Source organism: Rhizobium sp. L9, from assembly GCF_002531885.1.
Taxonomy (GTDB): Bacteria; Pseudomonadota; Alphaproteobacteria; order Rhizobiales; family Rhizobiaceae; genus Rhizobium.
In genome coordinates, this window is sequence record NZ_NWSZ01000034.1 from 40460 (window position 1) to 62407 (window position 21948).

General features: G+C 61.3%; 24 protein-coding genes and 2 pseudogenes. 8 read left to right on the top strand and 18 right to left on the bottom strand.

Going from position 1 to position 21948, the window contains the following annotated elements:
* Positions 1-80: 80 nt before the first annotated feature.
* From CO660_RS28115 to CO660_RS28125, 3 genes are read right to left on the bottom strand one after another with little or no spacing between them, the layout of a single operon-like run.
* Positions 81-857 (bottom strand): SDR family oxidoreductase, encoded by a 777-nt coding sequence (locus CO660_RS28115; RefSeq protein ID WP_085781176.1) that lies wholly within the window; start codon positions 855-857, stop codon positions 81-83.
* Positions 858-882: 25 nt separating this feature from the next.
* Complete coding sequence (locus CO660_RS28120) at positions 883-1746, bottom strand: MurR/RpiR family transcriptional regulator (protein WP_097601375.1); 864 nt, start codon at positions 1744-1746, stop codon at positions 883-885.
* Between the two features lie 23 nt (positions 1747-1769).
* Entirely contained in the window at positions 1770-2159 is a 390-nt protein-coding gene (locus CO660_RS28125; protein WP_097601376.1) for a RidA family protein, read from the bottom strand.
* A 111-nt stretch (positions 2160-2270) separates the two neighbouring features.
* On the opposite strand from CO660_RS28125, the gene CO660_RS28130 reads away from it, so the two are divergent.
* The 3 genes from CO660_RS28130 to CO660_RS28140 are packed head-to-tail and all read left to right on the top strand — an operon-like array spanning position 2271 to position 5360.
* A complete protein-coding gene (locus CO660_RS28130) occupies positions 2271-2753 on the top strand; it encodes a hypothetical protein (protein ID WP_097601377.1) in 483 nt (160 codons plus the stop codon).
* Positions 2754-2783: 30 nt separating this feature from the next.
* Positions 2784-4259: a M81 family metallopeptidase gene (locus tag CO660_RS28135; protein ID WP_097601378.1), complete on the top strand. Its 1476-nt coding sequence runs from the start codon at positions 2784-2786 to the stop codon at positions 4257-4259.
* A complete protein-coding gene (locus CO660_RS28140; protein WP_097601379.1) occupies positions 4260-5360 on the top strand; it encodes a D-TA family PLP-dependent enzyme in 1101 nt (366 codons plus the stop codon).
* Between the two features lie 145 nt (positions 5361-5505).
* Here the strand turns inward: CO660_RS28140 and CO660_RS28145 are convergent, their stop codons facing one another.
* Entirely contained in the window at positions 5506-6582 is a 1077-nt protein-coding gene (locus tag CO660_RS28145; RefSeq protein WP_097601380.1) for a class I SAM-dependent methyltransferase, read from the bottom strand.
* A 179-nt stretch (positions 6583-6761) separates the two neighbouring features.
* Here CO660_RS28145 and CO660_RS28150 point away from each other — a divergent pair, with 179 nt between their 5' ends.
* Entirely contained in the window at positions 6762-7826 is a 1065-nt protein-coding gene (locus tag CO660_RS28150; protein ID WP_097601381.1) for a helix-turn-helix domain-containing protein, read from the top strand.
* Between the two features lie 125 nt (positions 7827-7951).
* Here CO660_RS28150 and CO660_RS28155 read toward each other — a convergent pair whose 3' ends face one another.
* Positions 7952-8938: an MBL fold metallo-hydrolase gene (locus CO660_RS28155; RefSeq protein WP_097601400.1), complete on the bottom strand. Its 987-nt coding sequence runs from the start codon at positions 8936-8938 to the stop codon at positions 7952-7954.
* 134 nt (positions 8939-9072) lie between these two features.
* Here CO660_RS28155 and CO660_RS28160 point away from each other — a divergent pair, with 134 nt between their 5' ends.
* The gene (locus tag CO660_RS28160) at positions 9073-9969 is read left to right on the top strand and encodes a LysR family transcriptional regulator (RefSeq protein WP_097601382.1); all 897 of its coding nucleotides are present in this window, start codon (positions 9073-9075) and stop codon (positions 9967-9969) included.
* A 56-nt stretch (positions 9970-10025) separates the two neighbouring features.
* On the opposite strand, the pseudogene CO660_RS28165 reads toward CO660_RS28160, so the two are convergent.
* From CO660_RS28165 to CO660_RS28185, 5 genes and pseudogenes are all read right to left on the bottom strand, one after another.
* Positions 10026-10226: pseudogene (locus CO660_RS28165) on the bottom strand (ABC transporter ATP-binding protein); the annotation flags it as partial.
* A 25-nt stretch (positions 10227-10251) separates the two neighbouring features.
* Positions 10252-10761, bottom strand: coding sequence for a hypothetical protein (locus CO660_RS28170; RefSeq protein WP_097601383.1), 510 nt, complete (start codon positions 10759-10761; stop codon positions 10252-10254).
* Entirely contained in the window at positions 10758-11243 is a 486-nt protein-coding gene (locus tag CO660_RS28175; RefSeq protein WP_097601401.1) for a TspO/MBR family protein, read from the bottom strand. The genes CO660_RS28170 and CO660_RS28175 overlap by 4 nt, the downstream gene beginning before the upstream one ends.
* Positions 11244-11303: 60 nt before the next feature.
* Entirely contained in the window at positions 11304-11528 is a 225-nt protein-coding gene (locus CO660_RS28180) for a DUF378 domain-containing protein (RefSeq protein WP_097601384.1), read from the bottom strand.
* A gap of 26 nt (positions 11529-11554) precedes the next feature.
* Complete coding sequence (locus CO660_RS28185) at positions 11555-12040, bottom strand: fasciclin domain-containing protein (protein ID WP_097601385.1); 486 nt, start codon at positions 12038-12040, stop codon at positions 11555-11557.
* A gap of 160 nt (positions 12041-12200) precedes the next feature.
* Between CO660_RS28185 and CO660_RS28190 the strand changes: the two genes are divergently transcribed.
* On the top strand, positions 12201-12785 hold the full coding sequence (locus CO660_RS28190; protein ID WP_097601386.1) for an XRE family transcriptional regulator: 585 nt from the start codon (positions 12201-12203) through the stop codon (positions 12783-12785).
* Between the two features lie 9 nt (positions 12786-12794).
* On the opposite strand, the pseudogene CO660_RS28195 reads toward CO660_RS28190, so the two are convergent.
* From CO660_RS28195 to CO660_RS28220, 6 genes and pseudogenes are all read right to left on the bottom strand, one after another.
* A pseudogene (locus tag CO660_RS28195) lies at positions 12795-13121 on the bottom strand (aminoglycoside phosphotransferase); the annotation flags it as partial.
* Between the two features lie 90 nt (positions 13122-13211).
* A complete protein-coding gene (gene ugpC, locus CO660_RS28200) occupies positions 13212-14345 on the bottom strand; it encodes a sn-glycerol-3-phosphate ABC transporter ATP-binding protein UgpC (protein ID WP_097601387.1) in 1134 nt (377 codons plus the stop codon).
* Positions 14346-14439: 94 nt separating this feature from the next.
* Positions 14440-15645, bottom strand: coding sequence for an ABC transporter substrate-binding protein (locus tag CO660_RS28205; RefSeq protein WP_085781165.1), 1206 nt, complete (start codon positions 15643-15645; stop codon positions 14440-14442).
* Between the two features lie 73 nt (positions 15646-15718).
* Complete coding sequence (locus CO660_RS28210) at positions 15719-16576, bottom strand: carbohydrate ABC transporter permease (protein ID WP_085781164.1); 858 nt, start codon at positions 16574-16576, stop codon at positions 15719-15721.
* Positions 16573-17457 carry a sugar ABC transporter permease gene (locus CO660_RS28215; protein WP_097601388.1) on the bottom strand — a complete coding sequence of 295 codons (885 nt, stop codon included), beginning with the start codon at positions 17455-17457 and terminating at the stop codon, positions 16573-16575. Before CO660_RS28215 ends, CO660_RS28210 begins: the two co-directional genes overlap by 4 nt.
* A 13-nt stretch (positions 17458-17470) precedes the next feature.
* Positions 17471-18628 (bottom strand): Gfo/Idh/MocA family oxidoreductase, encoded by a 1158-nt coding sequence (locus CO660_RS28220; protein ID WP_097601402.1) that lies wholly within the window; start codon positions 18626-18628, stop codon positions 17471-17473.
* A 304-nt stretch (positions 18629-18932) separates the two neighbouring features.
* On the opposite strand from CO660_RS28220, the gene yghX reads away from it, so the two are divergent.
* Positions 18933-19820: a YghX family hydrolase gene (yghX, locus tag CO660_RS28225; RefSeq protein ID WP_097601389.1), complete on the top strand. Its 888-nt coding sequence runs from the start codon at positions 18933-18935 to the stop codon at positions 19818-19820.
* Positions 19821-19876: 56 nt separating this feature from the next.
* Here the strand turns inward: yghX and CO660_RS28230 are convergent, their stop codons facing one another.
* On the bottom strand, positions 19877-20317 hold the full coding sequence (locus CO660_RS28230; protein WP_097601390.1) for a DMT family transporter: 441 nt from the start codon (positions 20315-20317) through the stop codon (positions 19877-19879).
* Entirely contained in the window at positions 20314-20799 is a 486-nt protein-coding gene (locus tag CO660_RS28235) for a DMT family transporter (RefSeq protein ID WP_097601391.1), read from the bottom strand. Before CO660_RS28235 ends, CO660_RS28230 begins: the two co-directional genes overlap by 4 nt.
* A 116-nt stretch (positions 20800-20915) precedes the next feature.
* On the opposite strand from CO660_RS28235, the gene CO660_RS28240 reads away from it, so the two are divergent.
* Positions 20916-21752 carry a pirin family protein gene (locus CO660_RS28240; RefSeq protein ID WP_097601392.1) on the top strand — a complete coding sequence of 279 codons (837 nt, stop codon included), beginning with the start codon at positions 20916-20918 and terminating at the stop codon, positions 21750-21752.
* Positions 21753-21948: the final 196 nt, after the last annotated feature.

A 21948-nucleotide genomic window follows, 5' to 3' on the forward strand; every position in this document is an offset into this window, starting at 1 on the left:
AAATCGGCAGGCGCAGCCGCGGCGGGCAGTCCCGAAGGTCATGTCATGCTATCGCGTCTCTAAAAACAAAGCCCTGACCGTCAGTAATGTTCGGATTGGGAAAAGGTTCTCGCCAGCTCGGCCTGGCCGGCCGTAAGGCCGCAATCGACCGGCAGGCAGATGCCCGTGATCGCTGCGGCGAGCGGCCCGGCAAGGAAGGCCACGGCATTGGCAACATCCTTCGGATCGACGACGCGCTGCAGCGGATACCAGCGGCGCGCCTCCTCGAACACGTTCGGATTGGCCCTCGCGCGCGCTTCCCAGGCCTGCGTCTTCACCGTGCCGGGTGCGACGGCATTGGAGCGAATGCCGAACTTGCCGTATTCCACGGCGACCAGCCGGGTGAAATGCAATAGGCCCGCCTTGGCGGCGCTATAGGCCGGATGCCCGAAAACGTTCATGCCGTTGACCGAGGCGATGTTGACGACGGAGCCCTTCGAGGCCTTCAACATCGGCTCGAAGGCGCGGAAGCATAAAAACGCCGCTTCGAGATTGAGCGCATTATCGGCCCGCCAGATCTCTGGCGTTGTATCGTGCAGGCTGGTGGCGCGGGCGGCCCCGGCATTGTTGACGAGGGTTCGCACGACGCCGCTGCCGGCAGCACGTTCTGCCAATCCGGCAATGCTCGCCTCGCTGGTCACGTCACATCCGACGGCGACGAAACGCTCCTCCGGTCCGAGTTTCGAAGCCGCGGCGGCAGCGGCAGCCGCATCGATATCGGCAAGCAGTACGACATCATGGTCATCGGCGAGCCGCGCGGCAATCGCCGCGCCGATATCGCCTGCAGCGCCGGTCACGACGGCGATCGATTGGGTCATTGATTGTCGCTCCCGTTCATATGCGTCAGTCTCCAAGCAATTGCCGGTCGTCGCCGTCGCGGTGAAGGACAAGCTGCTGCTTGATACGCCGCAGCGTCACCGTCGCCTTCGGCTGAATGGCGTAGGCAATGAGGCTCGACAGGATATCGACCATCGCGAGGTAGGCGATACGAGTCGAGGTCGGGCGGTAGATATTGTTGCCTTCGGGAAGATCGATCGGCACGACGATTTCGGCGGCCTTGGCAACCGGGCTATCCGTCTGGGTCAAAGCGATCGTTTTCACCTTGGTGTCGCGGGCAAGCTCGAAGGCCCGCACCAGCTCCATATTGCGCCCCGAGAAGGACGAGCCGATCAGCACGTCGCCCGGTTTCGCCGCGGCCGCCATCATCAGCTGCATGCTGTGGTCGGAACTCGCCGTGATGCGAAGGCCGAGACGGAAGAGGCGGTTCTGCAGCTCATCGGCGATCATCGACGAATTGCCGCCCGAGCCGAAGGCGTAGATCATGTCCGCCTTGGCGATATGGGAAACGGCGGCTTCGATAGCGGCCAGATCGAGCGACCGATGCAGGAGAAAGAGGGCGTTCTGGGCCTTGGTGATGATATCCTGGGCGACATCGGCGGGATCGGTGCTTTTCGATTCCGGCTTCAGATAGCGCACGCCGATATGAGCGGTGCGGGCAAGCTGCACCTTGAAATCGGAAAAGCTCTCGCAGCCCAGCCGCCGGCAAAAGCGCGTGACGGTCGGCGGCGACACCTCGGCCCGCTCCGCGAGCTCGATGATCGAGGCGTTCACTGCAAACTCGAAATCGTTGACGATGATCTCGGCGATGCGGCTTTCGGAGGGAGAGAGCCGGCCCTTGTCTTCCTGCAATGTCGAAAAGATATCCAAACCCGCTCCCCCGATGGTATCCGCTAATCACCCTTCTTCTTATAGGCCACGCAGTCGATCTCAACCTTGCAATCGACCATCATCGACGATTGCACACAGGCACGCGCCGGCGGATGCTCGCCGAAATACTCCTGATAGATCTTGTTGAAGGTCCAGAAGTCGCGCGGATCGTCGAGCCAGACGCCGACGCGCACGACATGCTCGACGCCGTAACCGGCTTCCTCCAGGATCTCAAGAACATTGGCGATCGTCTTATGGGTCTGGGCGATGATGTTGCCATCGATGATCTCGCCGCCTTCCATCGCAACCTGGCCGGAAACATAGAGCCATCCGTCAGCTTCGACGGCGCGCGCGAAGGGCAGCGCCTTGCCGCCGGCGCCGGTTTGAACAGTGCCATAGCGCTTGATAGGCATTCTCAAGTCCTTGCAAATTATTTTCTTGATAAGTTGACAAGTGACCATAGAAAGCAGAATTTGACCAGAGAAAAACGCCTTTTATGAAAAGAATTTCAATCCGGGGCAGCCATGCGCGATCCATTCCAGAATCCTTTCCCATCCGATAGCGCCCGCCACGCGATCTGGGAGATGCTCGTTTCCCGCGATATCGATGCCTTTCTGGCCGCTGATTGGTCGATGGTGGAGCATGACTTCGTGGGAGATGGCTTCATCGGCATCGATGGCCGCAAGGAGACAAACCCCGACAAATGGCGGCTCGCTTTCCCGACGCTTAAAGCCTACCGCGACGAGTGGCTGAGGCAGGCGGAGGATTTCGCCAAACAGAGCTTCGCCGAAGATGCGCGCACGGCGATCTTCACCACAACGACGCTCGAAGATATCGAGATCGAAGGCGACATGGCGCTTGTTCGCAAGAAATTCGACGGCGGCATTACCAAGGCGGACGGCACCCGCGATGTCCTGCAATGGCAGACGCTTTATTACTGCCGGCTTCACCAAGGACGCTGGAAGATCTCAGGTTTCACCGGCTACCTGCCGAACCCGATGGGTTGAAGCGGAGCCGATAAGAAGAAGGCCACTTTCTTGCGCATTTTCACGGCAGCACTGGCGACCGAGACCAACACCTTCTCCCCGATCTGCGTGGATCGCCGCGCCTTCGAGGCCTCACTCTATGCCCCGCCCGGCCAGCATCCCGAAACGCCGACGCTCTGTACCGCGCCGATCACCGTCGGCAGGCGCGTCGCCAAAGAAAAGGGCTGGGACCTGATCGAGGGAACCGCCACGTGGGCCGACCCCGCCGGCCTCGTCAACCGGGCCACCTACGAGGAGCTGCGCGACGAAATCCTCGGGCAGCTCAGGGCGGCAATGCCTGTTGATGCCGTCGTCATGGGCCTGCACGGCGCCATGGTGGCGTCCGGATATGAGGATACGGAAGGCGATCTTCTCCATCGCATGCGCGAAATCGTCGGGCCTGACGTGCTCATCTCAGCCGAACTCGATCCGCACAGCCATTTGACCGCAAAACGCGTCGCAGCGCTCGATTTCGCGGTCTATTTCAAGGAGTTTCCGCATACGGATTTCGTCGATCGCGCCGAGGACCTCTGGCGCATCGCGGTGGAAACGCTCGAAGGCCGGGTCAAACCTGTCATCTCGGTCTTTGATTGCCGCATGATCGATGTCTTCCCAACCTCGCGCGAACCCATGCGCTCCTTCGTCGACAAGATCATGCAGATCGAAAAGGACGACCCCGAGATTCTCTCGATCTCGGTGATCCACGGTTTCATGGTCGGCGACGTCCCCGAAATGGGAACGAAGCTGCTTGTCGTGACCGACAACAAGCCGGAAAAAGGCGCGGCGCTGGCGCGCGAACTCGGCCTTGAACTCTTTTCCAAGCGCGGCACCTTCATGGTCCCGCAGATCGACGAGAGGCAGGCCGTCGCGCGCGCAATGGCCGCGACCGCATGGCCCGTCGTCATCGCCGACGTCTGGGACAATCCGGGCGGTGGCACGGCAGGAGATGCGACTGTCATTCTCGCGGAGCTCATGGCCCGCGGCGTCACGAGCGCCGCCATTGGTACCATCTGGGATCCGGTGGCCGTGCAGATTTGTTTTGCAGCGGGCGAGGGGGCGGAAATTCCGCTGCGCTTCGGCGCCAAGTCGGCACCGGGCACGGGCAATCCCGTCGACGGCACCGTCAGGGTCGTCAAGCTGGTGAGGAATGCCGAGATGCAGTTTGGTGAGAGCCTGGCGCCCTTCGGCGATGCCGCCCATATCGTCCTCAACGGCATCGACATCATTCTCAATTCGACCCGCGCCCAGAGCTTCGATCCAAGCCTGTTTTCGGTGATGGGCATCGATCCCGCGGAGCAGAAGATCCTGGTGATCAAATCCACCAACCACTTCTTCGCGTCATTCTCAAAGATTGCGGCGGAAATCCTTTACTGCTCCGCCGGAACGCCTTATCCCAATAATCCGGCGACGACACCATACCGGCGGGCGCCGAAGACCATCTGGCCGATCGTGGCCGATCCACACGGGACAGAACGCGGAGCCGCCTGAATGCATGACAATCGGTTTGCCGTCGTTGCCAAGGCCGGTGACCGGATCGCCGATCTCTCGACGCCGCGACCCGTGATCGACGAGGACCGGCTGGCTGCCAACATCGCCCGCGTTCAATCCTATATGGATCAGCATGGGCTGAACTTCCGCCCGCATATCAAGACGCACAAGATTCCGGCACTCGCCGTCGCGCAAGTCGCCGCCGGCGCCAAGGGCATCAATTGCCAGAAGGTCACCGAAGCCGAGGTCTTCGCCGAAGCCGGTTTCGGCGACATCCTGATCACCTTCAATATTCTCGGACAGCAGAAGCTCGAGCGCCTGGCCAAGCTGAACGAGAAAATTCCGGCCCTCAAAGTCGTTGCCGACAGCGAAGTGACGGTCGACGGGCTCGCGGCACATTTTTCCGGCCACAAACCGCTGACGGTGCTTGTGGAATGCGACACGGGCGGCGGCCGCTGCGGGGTGCAGACGTCCGAGGAGGCGGCCTCGCTTGCCAAACGCATCGCCGCTGCCGATGGCTTGGTCTTCGGCGGCATCGTAACCTATCCGAAGCCGCAATCGGCCGCCGCCGTCGAAGCCTTCATCGCCGAGACGCTGCGGCGCCTGCAATCGGACGGCATAACCTGTCCGATCGTCAGCAACGGCGGAACGCCCAGCCTATTCGAGGCGCATCTTGTCCCATCGGCCACGGAACACCGCGCCGGCACCTATATCTACAACGACCGCCAGATGGTGCGCATGGGCCATTGCACCGAAGACGATTGCGCCATGCACGTGTTGACGACTGTCGTCTCACGGCCGACTGCCGACCGGGCCGTCATCGATGCCGGTTCGAAGGCGCTGACATCGGATCTTCAGGGTTTCAGCGATTACGGCCTGATCGTCGGTTATCCCCAGGCGCGCATCACCAGCCTGTCGGAAGAACATGGCGTGATCGATCTGTCGAACTGCACTGGCCCGCGGCCACAGATCGGTGAGAGGCTCTTCATCATCCCGAACCACACCTGCGTGGTATCAAACCTGTTCGATACGATGGTTTTCCATCGCGGCGGTGTGGTGACCCGCGTCGAGGACGTCGCGGCCCGCGGCCTCGTCTGGTAGAGCTGGTTTCCGGTTGAGGGCGAAATGGGTCGACGGGCGCACCATGCTCTGATTGTTTGATTAAGGGCTACAATGCAGGCTCCGTCCTAACATAGAAGCCTGCATTGGTCCCGCGAGTTCCGGCACCCTCGGTCGCCGGGTCTTGTCAGAGGCGGGCTTCCAGGATCAGGTTGAAGGGCGTCTGCATGGCCTTGCGGAAGCGGGTGAAGCCCGCCTTGCGGAAGACGTCCTTGAGCCTTGCCTCGCCAGCCTGGGCGCCGAGCACGATGTGACCGCCGTCGGAAATCGCATGGGCGCAGCAAATCGTCGTCGAAGCGGCATAATAGAGCCGGCCGACCGGCGAGATATTGTCCTCCACCCGGTCATTGGCGAAGGGCTCGACCAGCATCACCGTGCCATCCTTGGCAAGCGCCTTGGCCGCATGCGTGGCGGCTGCCACCGGATTGCCCATATCGTGCAGGCAGTCGAAGAAGCAGATGAGGTCATAGCCCCTCCCCGGATAGGTCTCGGCGCGTGCGGCCGAAAAGCCCGCTCGATCGGAAACGCCCGCCTCGCCCGCCACCCTGCGTGCTTCGTCGACCGACTTTTCGTGCGTGTCGAAGCCGTGGAATTTCGAGTTCGGGAAGGCCTGCGCCATCAGCACCGTCGAATGGCCGTGGCCGCAGCCGACATCGGCGACCAGCGCGCCGGCCTTCAGCTTCTCCACCACGCCGTCGAGCGCCGGCAGCCATTCCGGCACGAGGCTGGCGCGGTAGGCGTTGCGGTAGAAGGACGCGACGCCACAGAAGAGCCGGCCATCCTGGTCACCCCAAGGAATGCCGGCGCCGGTGCGGAAGGCCTCGACCGCCTTTTCCTCGTCGGCCCACATGGAAGCCGGCGTTGCCCAGGCATTCGGGATGAAGAGGGGGCTGTCCTCGTTCGCCAGCACGAAGGCCTGTTCCGGCGTCAGCTCATAGGTGCCGCTGACAGCATGATAGGTGACATAGCCGCCGGCCACCTGCGAATTCAGCCATTCGCGCACATATCGTTCGGCGCAGCGGGCGCGGGTGGCGATCTCGCGAGACGTGAGCGGACCGCGGTCGGCCATTGCCTTGTAGAGACCGAGGCGGTGGCCGAGGCTGACCATGACACCGCCATAGCCGGCGGAAAGATCGCTGACGACGCGGCCGACCAGCGTGTCGAGCTTCGCACTGTCGATGGTCCTGCTTTGCATGGTATCCATGATGTTTCTCCCTGGTTGGAAACCTCCGTTCGAGGTCCAGGGAAGATCGCAGACCGGGAGCGTCAGCGGCAGAGCGGTGCTGGCCATGATCGGGCCATTTGCGCCACGCCAGGGAAGCTGCACGTCCGCAGTGGCCCCGGCTGCGCTCCGGGGTTATCATTGCTGCCAAGGGGGAACCGATGATGACCGGAACGCAGCAGGAGGCAGAGCGGGCGCCGGGGCCGCAGCCGCTCCATGTCAGCCTGGTGGCGCTGCCGGAGGCGGCAGTCTCGACGCTCAGCGGCATCTTTGATGTGATGAACGCCTTTTCCATCGTCCCGCCGGAAGACGGCATTGCCAAGAGGCCTCCTTTCCACGTCGAGATCGTCGGCGAACGGGCCGGCCCGCTGACGCTCGCCAGCCGCGTGCCGCTGGTGGTGCAGCGGCCGGTCGCCGACATCGAGCGGACCGACATCGTCATCGTGCCGTCGGTCGTGCTCGGGCCGGAAGGCTGGGTGAAGCGCCGCTATCCTGAACTGGTGGAATGGTGCCGGAGGATGCATGTGAGGGGGGCGCTGATCTGCTCAGCCTGTTCGGGCATCTTCCTGCTTGCCGAGACCGGGGTCTTCGATGGCGCCGATGCCACCGTCCATTTCGGCTATGCCCAGACGTTCCGCGACGCCTATCCAGAGGTCCCGATCCATCCCGAGCAGGTGCTGGTGGTCGCCGGCAAGCGGGACGAGCTGATTACGTCAGGCGCCTCGATGACATGGCACGATCTTGTGCTTTACCTGATCGCCCGCCATGCCGGGGCGACGGCGGCGCAGACGGTGGCCCGATATTTTGCGCTGCAATGGCACCAGGACGGGCTGGCTCCCTACATGGTGTTCGAGGGGCGGCGCGACCATGGCGACCAGGCGATCCAGACCGCGCAAGACTGGCTTGCCGTCCATTTTTCGGTCGCCAATCCGCTGGAGGAGATGGTCAGGCAGGCGGGGCTGACGGAACGGACCTTCAAGCGGCGGTTCACACGGGCGACCGGCATGAGCCCGATCGCCTATGTGCAACGGCTGCGGATCGAGGAGGCGAAGCGGCGGCTAGAGCGAACGGAGGCTTCCGTCGACGAGATAAGTTGGCAGGTAGGGTATGAGGAACCGGCCTTCTTTCGACGCTTGTTCAGGAGGATAACCGGCTTGGCCCCTGGGAACTATCGCCGCCGGTTTCAGGTGCCGGCCTATGCTAAGCGACCTTTTACTGGCAAATGAAATTTGGCAATCACCTGCCGTATTGAGCATGACATATGGCCAACGGATAGGCAGCAATCAACCTTCTGCGCCTGCTCAACAAGGGGCCGCGACGGCGCAGAACAGCCGCATCTTCGAAGCGAACCTCAGTTCTGCAAGGCCCAGTCCGCAGTCTGCCAGCGCATCTGCCCGCGGTCGGCAACGACCCGGCCGAGGCCTGGGAAGGGCATGTGGGTGGCGGCGATGAGGGCGCCTTCCGAAGCGGCGCGAGGGAAAAACCGGTCGCGCATCGCTTTGGCTGCTGCACGATCCTGCTCGAACAGGAAGAACACATCGGTGGCCGCAGGATGCACGACGGGAAAGATCATGTCCGAGACCATGATCAGGCTCTGTCCGCCATCTTCGACCCGCACCCCGATATGTCCGGGTGTATGGCCGGTCAGGTCGACAATCGAGACGCCCGGTACAATTTCTCGCTCTCCGTCGATCGCCTGAAGTCTCGGGTAGAGACGCACGACCTCCTCCGCCATCTTGAAGCTGGTTTGAAGATAATCGGGCGCGCCGTTGCGCTTGGCCGGATCAGTCCAATGGGTGACGTCGCGGCGATCTACATATAGTTCGGCCTTGGGATAGTTGTTCTTACCGCCGAGAATCAGCCCACCCATGTGGTCCTGATGCATGTGCGTTACGATCACCGCGTCGATCTGGTCGGGCTGCAGGCCGAGAGCGGCGAGCGCCTGCGGCAACTGCCCGGTCTGCCCGATCGAGCCCGCTGTACCGGCATCGATCAGGATGCGGCGTTCGCCATCCTCAACGAGGTATTGGTTGAAGAGGAATCGCACCCCACTCGGCCGGGCGGTGAACTGCGCGACTGCCGCCTGTTCGACCTCCGCCGCGGTGCGCCCCGGAAAATATTCATAGGGCATGTCGGCATACCCGTCCGTCAATGCCGTCACCGTAAAGCGGCCGATGCGGATCTGCGCGAGAGGCGTAACGCTGACCGGCGCTTTGGCGGCCTCCTGCGTCGCAGCAAGCGCGGACGCGCCTTCAATCATACCTCCGCCAAAGAGGCTTCCCCCGAGGAGGCCAAGAGGGAGTGCGCTTGCAAAGGCACGACGCGAAAGCTGGGGCATGACGTCCATCCTGATGATCGGCAAATATTGGGGAGCCTGGCAGCGCCCTCGAACGACGTGAAGCTATGACATCCACAAACAGTAGGGTATCCTGCCATTTCGGGAAGCTTACTCTCAGATTTCGGAAGGATTGGATGGATCGTTTTGACGCGATGTCGGTACTGCTGGCGGTGGTCGATGCCGGCAGTCTTTCTGCCGGGGCGCGGCGGCTCAATGCACCCCTCGCCACGGTCAGCCGCAAGGTCGCCGATCTTGAAAAGCACCTCGGAGCGCGCTTAGTGCTGCGCACGCGCCGCGGTCTCTCGCTGACAGAGGAGGGGCGCGCCTTCGTCGCCGCCTCACGTCGCATTCTCGAGGACCTGGACGCGGCGGAGCGGCAGGCCAGCGGCGATCATGGCGCGCTGCGTGGCGGGCTTCATGTGACCGCACCGATTGCTTTCGGCGAGCGCTATCTGCTGCCAATCGCGCTGGAATTTTTGAAGGAGCAACCCGACATCGACCTGCGCCTGACGCTGGTTGATCGGCAGATAAATCTGGCAGATGAGCAGGTTGACGTGGCTCTGCGAATTGGTCACCTGACGGACAGCGCGCTGATCGCGACGCGCGTCGGCAGCGTCCGCCGGGTTATCTGTGCGAGCCCCGAATATCTGGCCCGCCGTGGCGTGCCGCGTCGACCGGAAGACCTCGCGCGACATGACGGCATAAGCTTCCAGGGCTTTGCGACCGCGCCAGAATGGCGCTACCGCCGGGACGGTCCGGCCTTCACCATCGAACCGCGGTCCAAACTCGCGGTCAACACGACGGAAGCGGCCATTCAGGCTGCAATGGCCGGCATCGGCATCATCCGCGTGCTGTCTTACCAGATTTCCGATCAGCTGCGCTCCGGCGCTCTGCAGGAACTGCTGACCGAGTTCGCACCGGAACCTCTGCCTGTGAACGTTATGCACGGTCCAGCCGATCCCCTATCGCTGAAGGTGCGGTGGTTCCTCGACTGGATCGGGCCTCGCCTCCGCGCGCGGATGGCCCAGTAGCGTACCCGCAGGTGTGCATCCGCCCATGACGATCAGGCACCGGTGCGACTGCTTCACACAGGCAGGAAATTCATTTTCGGATTGCCGATGAAGCCGTTGGCGGGCTTGTGATAAAGCTCGAGCGGTGCGCCGGTCTGGGAGATGTTGCCGGCGTCGAGCACGACGATGCAGTCGGCCATCGTCATGGCTTCGACCTGGTCGTGCGTCACATAGATCAACGTTGCCTTCAACGCCCTATGCAGCTTGGCAAGCTCGATGTGCATAACGGCGCAACAGCGGCCGTTAGATCGAACGACTGTCATATGCCCAATGCAGCAGCGCCTGGCGCTGGCGCGGCCGGCACCAGCAATCTCCAGGCTCGCAGGCTCGGCGAAGCTGAGCGATATGGCGGCGAATGGCTTTCCAGCGGGCGATCTGTCGCTCGTCCTCGCCAGGCATGCGGCGACCTTGATAATAGCGGCAATACCACTGGAACCAGCCACGCGGATCGTCGGGATGTATCCATCCTTTGGCTCGCCAGACGTTAAGGGGTTGGCTGGCGTCGACACCGAAGCAATTCAGTGACGGATCCTTTCGCAGCGGCGACAGACGGGCCTCTGCGAACCAGCCTTCCGGGAATTCGTCACGACAATCGGTGATGTATTTGCCGCCGAACACGCCGAGTGCAAGCATCTCGGCGGGGGTCAGCTCTGGCCGGAAGTCGGGATGGAAGTTGCGGCCACTCGGTGCAGCGAGAACGTATCGGTAGCCTTGCTGCATCCGATCATTCACGACGATCCACCAGGGTTTCATCGGGCGCCCTCCGACAGCGGTTTCGGGCGGTTGCGCCGCCAGATGGACACGTTCAGTGCCGCCGCGAAACTCACCCACGTGAGGTAAGGAACAAGGAGCAGGGCAGCACCCGAATTCGCGGGATAAAACAAGATGATCGTCGCCAGGATCGCAGCCCAAAGCAGCATGATCTCCACCGCGGCAAGCCCGGGTTGGTGAAGCGCAAAAAAGATCGGCGACCACGCAGCATTGAGCAGAAGCTGGACTGCATAGACACTGAGCGGGAATGCTGCGCCGGCAATGCCTGCCTCCAGCCACAGGAGCCAGCCCGAGAGTCCGATCGAGGCATAGAGTACCGTCCAGACCGGGGCGAACAGCCAAGGCGGCCGCCATCCTGGCTTGTCGAGCTGCTTGTACCATTCGCCTGACCGAAAAATCACGCCGGTGGCCGCCGCAGCAAAGCTCGCGGCCTGAAAGGCGACCAGCACAAGAAGGGAATCCATGTCCATCCGACAAAAGGTGGAGGGAGCCGCCGACGCGACAAGCGAGTCCCTCCAAAGGCCCTATTGGTTCTGGCGAGCAGCGAACTCGCCGGAACCCATTGCAGAAAACAGCGGGATGACCTGCCAGGCGGCCGACAGCCCCACTAGGACGTAAACCACCCGGGCGAGCCCCGAGCCGGCCCCGAATATGGCGGCCACGAGGTCAAAGCCGAATAACCCGAGCAGCCCCCAGTTCAGCCCGCCTACGATGACGAGGATGAGCGTTAGTATGTTGATAAACTTCATGGTTCTTCTCCAGTTGAGGGACGGGGTCAGCCTTCTGGCGGCACGATCACCTTGTCGATGACATGGATGACACCATTAGAGGCAGCAATGTCGGCGGCGGCGACGGCGGCGTCGTTGACCTTGACGGTGGAGCCCTCGACGTTGACGTCGATCATTTTGCCATTGACCGACTTCGCCTCATTGATACCCGCCACGTCCTTAGCCATGACCTTGCCCGCGACCACATGGTAGGTGAGGATCGCGGTGAGCTTTTGCTTGTTTTCCGGCTTCAGAAGGTTTTCGACGGTACCGGCCGGCAACTTGGCGAAGGCTTCATCGGTCGGAGCGAAGACCGTGAACGGACCCGTTCCCTTGAGAGTGGCGACCAGGCCTGCCGCTTCGAGCGCGGTCGCCAGCGTCTTGAATTTACCCGCCTCCACGGCAGTGTCGACGACATCCTTCTCCGCGGCGACCCCGCTGAAACTGCTGCCAAGCGTGATTGCTGCAGCGACTAAAAGGCTTCTCAACTTCATGTCATTCTCCTCTCGATGACAGGTGCGCGTTGCACCTCACATCTTTCATTTGGAGAACAAAGATTTTATTGCCACTCAAATTTTCGTGAGTAGAAACCGAATTGTCTTGTAATGAAAATAGTCATTGGGGTAGTTTCCCGAAACGAAAAGGAGTTTACGAGTGCTCTCCGACACGCTGTCCAATGAGCTTCAGCGCTACGCGATCGGCCCGCGTATCAAGACACTGCGACTGAGAAAGAAGCTGGGGCTGGTGCAGTTGGCGGGGCATACAGGGCTCTCGCCTGCGATGCTTTCGAAGATCGAGCGCGGGCAGATGTTTCCGACGCTGCCCACGCTGCTTCGGATCGCTATGGTTTTCGGGGTCGGCCTCGATCACTTCTTCAAATCCGACAAGGAGGAGCCGCTCATTGCGGTCGTCCGCAAGCACGAGCGCCTCAAACTTCCAAGCCCGCCGGGCGAAAAGAACCCGGCCTTCCTCTTCGAAAGCCTCGATTATCCCGCATCCGACCGCCGGATGGAGGCGTATTACGCCGAGTTCCCGATCGATTCGTCGCCCTCGGAGCCGCATCAACATGGCAGCGCCGAGTTCATCTACGTGCTCAGCGGTCGGCTCGTCGTCATTGTGGACGGCAAGGAGACAGCGCTGGATGCGGGCGACGCTATGTATTTTGACTCAAGCGTTCCGCACAGTTACCGCCGGGAAGGCGAGGGAATCTCGACGGCTCTTGTTGTGATTTCTCCCTAGGCGGCCGCTGCCCTGTGTCAACCGATGCATTCGCGGAGCGTGTCGGCCACGCGACGCCAGTCGGACTCTGTCTCGGGCGGCTCCATGTATTTCATCACCACCAGACCGTTCGCGAACAGCCGGCCGTCGGTCGTCGGGATCAGCGCTGAAACGTGCATGCCTTTACTGGGATGAGCTCGGTTTCCCATGTGAGATCGGCGTCGGTTCTGTAGCCGACACGACCGACCGCGACCTGGCCGTGGATGCGAACGCTCCACACGTCATCGGCAACTCCGCCCGTCAGCCGTTGATGCGGACCGCGTCTTCACCCCATTGTCCGAGCGCTTCCCATCCCATTGGCGATACTCTTGGCGGCGATGATTGACGGAAGAGGGTGTCATCTCGCCCCCGACGGGACTCCTGGTGGAACAAACCAAGCCAGTCGGCTCAAGCCGCCGTCGGGTTGATCACGTTCGTATCGATTTCGGTCAGTTCCACGCGACGCTCGAATGCAATGCCCGCTTCGTCGAAGAGGTGGCAGTCAACGGCATTGATGCCGGTTGTCACAGGTGCGTCGGGGCGGATGCCGACGCTGCCGGGGAGCATGGCGCAGAAATTTTCGGCCTCGCCGTTGAGTGAGGCATAAGCGACCGTATTGGCGCCGAGGCGTTCGATGACCGTCGGGGTCACGGTGAAGACGATATCGCCGCCGTTCAACTGGATGTGCTCCGGCCGGATGCCGAGCGTCAGCGTCTTGCCGGCCATGCCATCGCGCGGGGTCACCGGCAGAACGGCGGTCTGGCCTTGATAATCGACTTCGACGCCATTGGCGCTGACGCCCTTGCAGGTTACCGGCAGGAAATTCATCTTCGGATTGCCGATGAAGCCGGCGACGAACTGGTTGGCGGGTTTGTGGTAGAGCTCCAGCGGCGCGCCCGTCTGGGAAATGTTGCCGGCGTCGAGGACGACGATGCGGTCGGCCATGGTCATGGCTTCGACCTGGTCGTGCGTTACATAGATCATCGTCGCCTTCAACGCCCGGTGCAGCTTGGCAAGCTCGATGCGCATGTCTGCGCGCAGCGCCGCGTCGAGGTTGGAGAGCGGCTCGTCGAACAGGAATATCTTCGGTTCGCGCACGATGGCGCGGCCGATCGCGACGCGCTGGCGCTGGCCGCCGGACAACATGCCGGGTTTCTGCTGCAGCCGCTGGTCGAGATGCAGGATGCGCGCGGCATTCTCGACCTTGGCCTTGAGTTTTGACTCTTCCATCTTTTCGACGCGAAGCGGGAAGGCGATGTTCTCGAAGACCGACATATGCGGGTAGAGCGCGTAGGACTGGAACACCATGGCGATGCCGCGCTTGACCGGCGGCAGGTCGTTGACCCTGACGCCGTCGATGACGATGTCGCCCGCGGTCGTCGCGTCGAGGCCGGCGATCATGCGCAGGAGCGTGGACTTGCCGCAGCCGGACGGGCCGACGAAGACGACGAACTCGCCATTCCTCACTTCGAGCTGCACGCCCTTCAGAACCTCGTAGTCGCCATAGAACTTCTGGACTTTGTTGAGAAGAAGCTGTCCCAAGAATCTGTCTCCGCCGCCGGCCTTCGTCGCATATCATCATAAGGAGAAGGATCGCGGATTGTCGCCTCCGCGATCCCAAGGCGTTAAAGCAAGCTTATTTGAAGGCTTCGATTTCGCCAGCCGCCTTCTTGAGCGCGGCCTCCGGTTCGGCCTTGCCCGTCACGACAGACTGGATCATCTCGATCATCGAGTTCTGGAAGCCCTTATAATCGGTGAACAGCGGCTCGGGACCACCATAGCTGATGCCCTCGATGAGCGGCTTCCAATAGGGATCCTTGGCGACGAACTCATCGACCTTTGCGGAGGGACGCAGCGGTGTGAGGCCGGCGCCGCCCTGCAGTTCGTATTCCGACTGAACATCCGGCGAGGTGATGAACTTGGCGAATTCGGTTGCCTTGTCCTCGACTCCCGAGCCCTTGAAGATCGCAAGGCTGTCGGTGATCAGCAGCGTGCCGGGGCCTTTGGCGTCGGGACCGAGCGGCAGCGTCGTGATGCCCCAGTTGATCTTCGTTTCCTTCAGGCGGGAGGCGGCGCCCGATCCAGCCTGGATCATGGCAACCTTGCCGTCGAGGAAGATGGCGCGGACTTCGTTCTGCTCATAGGCCGTGGGGCCTTCCTCGGAGTAGGGGACGATATCCTTGTAGGCTTTCAGCGCAGCGAGGATCTGCGGGCTGTCGAGCGTGATCTTGCCTTCGGCGTCGGTCACCGCACCGTTGTTGGTGTAAACCCAATGCATGAACTGGTGCATGGTGTTGTCGAAGGTCTTGGCGGAAAGACCGAAGCCCGGAATGCCGGTCTTTTCCTTGATGGTCTTGGCCATCTCGATTTCTTCAGCCCAGGTCTTCGGCGGCTTCTCGGGATCGAGGCCGGCCTGCTTGAAGAGATCCTTGTTCCAGTAGAGCGCCTTGGTGGAGAAGGCGATCGGAACGCCCCACTGATTGCCCTCGAAGGTCACCGTATCGACGATATGAGGGTAATAGGCCTTCTTCTCGTCATCGGTCATCGGCACCGGAACGATGAGGTCGTTCTGCGCGAATTCCTTCAGCGTGCGCGAGCCGACATAGGCCATGGCAACAGGCGTGCCGGCGGCGGCAAGCGTCGTTGCCTTGTCCTGGCACTGCGCCCAGCCGACGACCTCAGGCGTGACCTTCCAGCCCGCGTTCTTTTCTTCCCACTGCTTGATGTATTTGGTGTGGACCGGATCGATCGTGTCGCCGCAATAGATCCAGCTGATTTCCTTGTCGGCCGCATGGGCAGTGACCGCGGTCAATGCCGTCGAACCGAGCAGGGCGAGCGCCATAAGGCCTGTCTTGATTGCTATGCTCACGTTGTGACTCCCAATGTGGTTGTTAGCTGTTCACTGATTATTGCTCTTATTGTTTCACCGCACCGGCGGTCAGACCGCCGACGAGGTAACGCTGAAGGAAGAAGATGACGACCATCGCCGGCGCAATGCCGACGAAGGAAGCCGCCATCAGTTCGTTCCAGATGACCTCCTGCTTGCCGAAGTAAGCAAAGAGCCCCACCGGCAAGGGCATGTATTCGGTCTTCGAGTTGAACGTCAGCGCGAAGATGAATTGCTGGGCGTAAGCGCCGATGAAGGTGGTAATGGCGACGACGATAATGCCCGGCATCGCGATGGGCAGGATGACGCGGCGAAGCGTGTAGAAATGGCTGGCGCCATCCATGAAGGCGGCTTCGTTGAGCTCCTGGGGAATACGGATCATATAAGTGCGCAGCAGCCAGATCGCCGAGGGGATCAGGAAGGCGACGCCCGGCACGATCATGGCGAGATAGGTGTTGAGCACGCCCATGCTGCGCATCAGCCGGAAGAGCGGGATGAGCAGCACGGCGCCGGAGAACATGTTCACCGTCAGGAAGGCGCCGAGCAGGATGCCCATGCCCTTGAATTCGAACTTGGCGAAGGCGTAAGCGGCCGGAATGACCAGGCAGAGCACGATCAGCGTGACGATGATCGAGATGAAGAAGGAGTTGAAGATATAGCGCCCGAAGCCCGGCACGCTGATCCACATCGTCCGGTAGGCCTCGAAGGAGCCGTTCTCAGGCCAGAAGCGGTAGGGCGAGGAGAAAAGCTGGGCGAGCGGCTTCAGCGACACCAAAAAGCCCTCGACGAAGGGCGCCAGCACGAAGAACAGGAACACCGCGATACCGCAATAGATCAGGACGATTTCCCACCAGCGGTAGCGGTCGATCATGGCGGGGCTGCTCATGCGCGCTTCTCCGGATTGAGGCGGCGAGTGACACGGAAATAGGCGAAGCAGAAGAGCGACAGGAAGATGCAGATCAGCACGGCGCGCGCCGCACCTTCACCGTATTTCTTCGAACCGATCGCGGTCTGATAGGTATCGATGATCATCGTCGTCGTCTCGCCGCTCGGGCCGCCCTGCGTCAGGATCCAGATGATGTCGAACGAGTTGAAGGTGGCGATCAGCGACAGCATCGACATGGTGATGATGGCGGGCACCATCAGCGGCAGGGTGATGCGGCGGAAACGGTACCAGCGGCCGGCGCCGTCGGTCCAGGCGGCTTCGTAGAGATCCTTCGGGATCGACTGGATCGCGGCCAGGAAATAGATCGTCACCAGCGGTACGCCAATCCAGACATCGGTGACGATCGTCGCCCAGAAAGCGGTGCTGCCATAAGCGAGGAAGGCGACCGGGCCGTCGACGAGGCCGAAGCGCTGCAACAGGCCCGAGATCATCCCGAACTGCCCATTATACATCCAGCCCCACATGAAGATGCCGATCGCCATCGGCACGATCCATGGCGGCATCGTCAAGAGCCGGAACAGCGAGCGGCCAGGTACGGCGGCATTCAGCATGCATGCGCCAAAGGTGCCGATCACCATTTTCAGGGCGACGGAGAAGAAGGTCCAGACGAAGGTGCGGAGGATAACCTCCGCAAATGTGGCGTTGAAGATCTTCTCGTAATTGACCCAGCCGACCCAATTGGTGGTCTTCTTCAGCGACGCATCGGTGAAGGAGAGAATGAACGTATCGACGAGGGGATAAGCGACGATTGCGAGAACGTAGAGAACGGCCGGAAGGAGGAGGATCCAGGCGAAGATGAAGGCGCTTCTTTGGACACTCATCTTGCCGCCTTCCTCAAGCCGCTCTGGCGTGAAGGGCTTCGTCGAAGCGGTCCCAAACAGGACGCAAATCGACGACCGTTTTCTTGATCCTCGCTTCGTCCATCGCCAGAGCCAGAATGCCGGCTTCGAGCGCGTTCAGCGTGGAGACGGGAAGTTCGAGCCCGGTGCGCACGCTCTCGAGCAGGTCGCTCGCCATCTGTTCGTCGGCGCCGTAATGCTGGGAGAGTTCGGTAGCGGCATAGGTGTTCTCGACAACCTTGTTGCCGGTCAGCTGTTCGTGGACATTGAGATAACCGCGGACGAAATCGCCCTCGGCCATGCCGCGCGAGCCCATGATGGCGAAACGGCGGAACTGGTCAGGCACGTTCAGATTGGTGTGGAAGTTCATGCCGACGCCATTTTCATATTCGACGATCGCCACCTGATAGTCGATGATATCGGCATCGCTGTCGAAGACCTTGTCCGATCCCATCCAGCCGCTCGGCTTGCGGTGGAAAAGCTCGAGATCGTTGATGCCCTCGCGCGCCGGGTCGTTGGCCGGCGTGAAGCTCTTGCGGCCGCCGAAACTGGCGACACGCTCCGGCCGCGCGCCGACGACGCCATTATAAAGGTCGAGATCGTGGCAGCATTTCTCCAGCATGAAACTACCGGAATAACGCTCGTAACGGCGCCAATCGCGCATGAAGAAGGCGCCGTGATAGGGCTCGATATGTTCGGAAGCCTCGATCGACACGATCTGCCCGAGCTTGCCCTCGGCCTGGATGGCGCGCAGATCCTTGTAGAGAGGGGAGTAACGCAGCACCAGACCGACCATCAGCCGCTCATGGCCGAACTTCGCCATCAGATGGGCAAGCTCGATGCTTTCGGCGATGGTCGTGACGATCGGCTTTTCGCAGAAGACCTTGAGACCGGCTTGCAGCCCGAGTTTGATATGGTCGAGATGCATGTGATTGGGGGAGCCGATCATCAGCAGATCAAGCTTTTCGGAGGCGAGGAGCTCCTCCGGCGAGCCGTAGGCCTTGCCGGCGGAAATGCCCTTTTCCGTCAAACCGGGAAGGCCGGCAGGATCGGGGTCGACGTAGCCGACGATATCGAAACTGCTATCGATCGCTTTGAAGACGTAGCCGAGATAGCCGAGCCGGAATCCTAGCCCGATGATGCCCACTTTCATGCCGATCAAGTTCCCGATTAAGTAATTTATTTTCTTTAAGTTGGGACAAAAAACAAAGGGCGTCAATAGAAAACGGGGCGCAAGACGCGAGTATGAAATTGATTTTCATAATTCGCGGGCGGGGATCGTTAAAGCGCTGCCACCGCCAAAAATTCGGAGGCAACCGGTGGAAGAGCCACTTCAAAGCAGGAATGCTGACGTCATTGTTGCGGACCCGGCAAGCTCACGCAAAAATCGCGAAATGTTGAAAAGAGTAGCGAGCCCGGGTGTGTAGGATGGGCGATACCCCGAAGGAGGAGCCATCATGACCCGCATGACAGCCAAGGACTTTCCGCAGGAACTGCTCGAACTTTACGATTATTATGCGCATGGAAAAATCACCAAGCGCGAGTTTCTCGACCGGGCCGCCAAGTTTGCGGTCGGTGGGGTGACGGCAGCCGCCATTCTTGCGTCGCTCAGCCCGAACTACGCGCTGGCGACCCAGGTCGAGTCTACCGATCCCGATATATCGGCCGAGTACATCACCTATCCCTCTCCCAAAGGAAACGGCGATGTCCGCGGCTATCTCGTGCGGCCCGCAAAGGCCGACGGCAAGGTTGCGGGCGTGGTCGTCGTTCACGAGAATAGAGGCCTGAACCCCTATATCGAGGATGTGGCGCGGCGCGTGGCAAAGGCCGGCTTCATCGCCCTGGCGCCGGATGGGCTGACGTCGGTCGGCGGTTATCCCGGCAATGACGAGAAGGGGCGGGAGCTCCAGCAGAAAGTCGATCCGGAAAAGCTGATGAACGACTTTTTCGCGGCTGTCGAATTCCTGATGAAGGGGGATCTCACCAGCGGAAAGGTCGGCATAACAGGCTTCTGCTATGGCGGCGGCGTCGCCAACGCTGCGGCGGTCGCCTATCCCGAACTGGCCGCAGCCGTGCCTTTCTATGGCCGGCAGCCGCGCGCCGAGGACGTGCCGAAGATCAAGGCGCCATTGCTTCTCCACTATGCCGGGCTGGACAAGGGGATCAACGAAGGCTGGCCGGCCTACGAAGCCGCGCTGAAAGCAGCGGGAAAAACCTACGAGGCCTATATCTACCCCGACGTCAATCACGGCTTTCATAATGACACCACGCCGCGTTACGACGAGGCGGCAGCCAAGCTCGCCTGGCAGCGAACGGTCGACTGGTTTACGAAATACCTTGCCTGAAATGCAGTGGCGTGAGGCTGCGGGGAGCCATCCCCGCCGCATGGCCTCGTGTCCCGCTATTGCGAACGGTCGACCTTGCGCCGTCCCCGACTGAGCATCATTCCGCCGACGATGAGAACAATCCCGCCGGCGTTCGCCCAGAATGATCCCGGGACCCCGCTGACATAATCAAATGCCACCCCCGTTACCATCTGCCCGCCGATGATCAGCAGAGCCGAATTGACGGCGCCGATCCGCGCAATCGCCCAACTGCCGGCCGCCACGAAGACAACGCCGATCGGACCGCCTAGATAGGCGTACCAGGGCGCCTCGGCGGCGCCCGCGGGAAGCAGGCCCCCGACGAAGAGCCCGAGGCAGGTGAGGACGGCAAATCCGACGGCGTGATTCCAAAAGGATGCGATCAGCGGCGTCGTCGAGATGCTCAACCGCCCATTGAGCTGACGGCTGAGGCCGACGAGCACGCCGCCGAGGCAAGCAAGCAGAATGAAGAGCGTCACGCCGCACCTCGCCCGAACAATATGATGAGCGCCGCCCCCGCAACGACGAGGCCGAGCGCAGTGATGTCTCGTGCATCGGGATGCCGCTTGCGCATGCCGAACAGTCCCCAACTGTCCGCCGCGACGCTGAAGATGACCTGGCCTGCCAGGCCCAGAGCCAGGGTGCCGGAGAGCCCGAGCGGTGAGTTGACCGCGGTCGAGGTCAGCATGACCGTTGCCGCGCCGGAGATACCGCCGAAATAAGCCCATAGAGGCGCGCGCAAGCTCTGTTCCGGCTTTGGCCTGCGTCGCCGGTGGATGAGCAGGAGAAGAATGACCGCGGCGATGATGCCTGTGCCGTGAGCGGTCCAGGAAGAAAACAGCGGATTTCCGTAGCGTGCCAGCTCGCCATTGAGGTGCACCATGAAAGTCAGGAGCCCACCCGTGGCGAAAGCGCCAGCAAAGTAGATCGGATGCGGATTTCGTGCGGCTTCGATGGTCATTGGAGATCCCGTCAGCGAATCGATTGCGGCGGATGTTTTTCAAATTGCCACTAAGGCCATTCATCGGCATCCTCAGCAAGACGTGTCGTCATAGCCTGACAGGCATGGAGGACGCGATGCTGCTCAAAGGCGAACGGACATTTCTGGTGCGGGATGCTGGCGGTTTTGTCGCGCACATCAATATGCCGGGATGGTTGAAGCCGAAGCCGACGGACCATGGCCACGGCCCTCTCGCTATGATCGTCGAATCCATCCTGGTCCCTGGCCGGCTGATCGCGATGCACGAGCACAGAAACGACGAGATCGTCTCCTGGGTGCCTGACGGCGTGATGCGTCACCAGGATCGGGCCACAGGCTGGCTGCTGATCGACCGCCATCATCTGATGGTGATGAATGCCGGGAAAGGCTTCTGGCACTCGGAGGAGACGATGGTGACCGATCCGCCGCTGCGAATGCTACAGATCGTCATTCGTCCGCGTGCGGCCGATCTGGTGCCGAAAATTCAATACGGCGCGATCCCTATGGTCGCGGCGAATGTCTGGCGACACCTGGTCGGCCCGGAAGGGGAAGGCACGCCGTTTTATGTCCGTAGCGCCGTCGACATCTTCGACATCCGACTGGAAGCGGGCGCGCGGGCGGAATTCCCGCGGAAACATGGCCGGGATCTCTACTTCTATGTCTTCCGTGGCTCAATCGCCGTTGATGGTCAAACCTTCAGGCAGGGCGAGCAGGGGCTGCATCTGTCCGATGACCGGCTCGACCTTGAAGCCAAGGATCCAGCCACCCTGATCGCGTTTCTCCTCTATGCAAACGCACCGGTCGCCAAGCAGGGGACCGTCGGCGACCATAAGGACATACCGTCGGCCCTCGTCATCAGGGCGCTTCTGAAATGGAGGAAATTTCGGCAGATGTGGCGACGGTCTTCACTAGGCGCGCTTCTGCGGCAACAGTGATTACCGCAAGTCGCTTCCGCTTTCGGCAATTGTGCGGTAGCCTGTCCGTTCGTTCACATCCAGCGAAGATTTCGCTGAGAGCCCAGAGATGCCGAGGACGGGCGAAATTACGATCGTCCAGAGCTGCGGACAGTTTCCGTCAGCCTTGATCCGGCTAAAAATGCGATTGTGAACGGAACAAGCATGCCTGCAATTG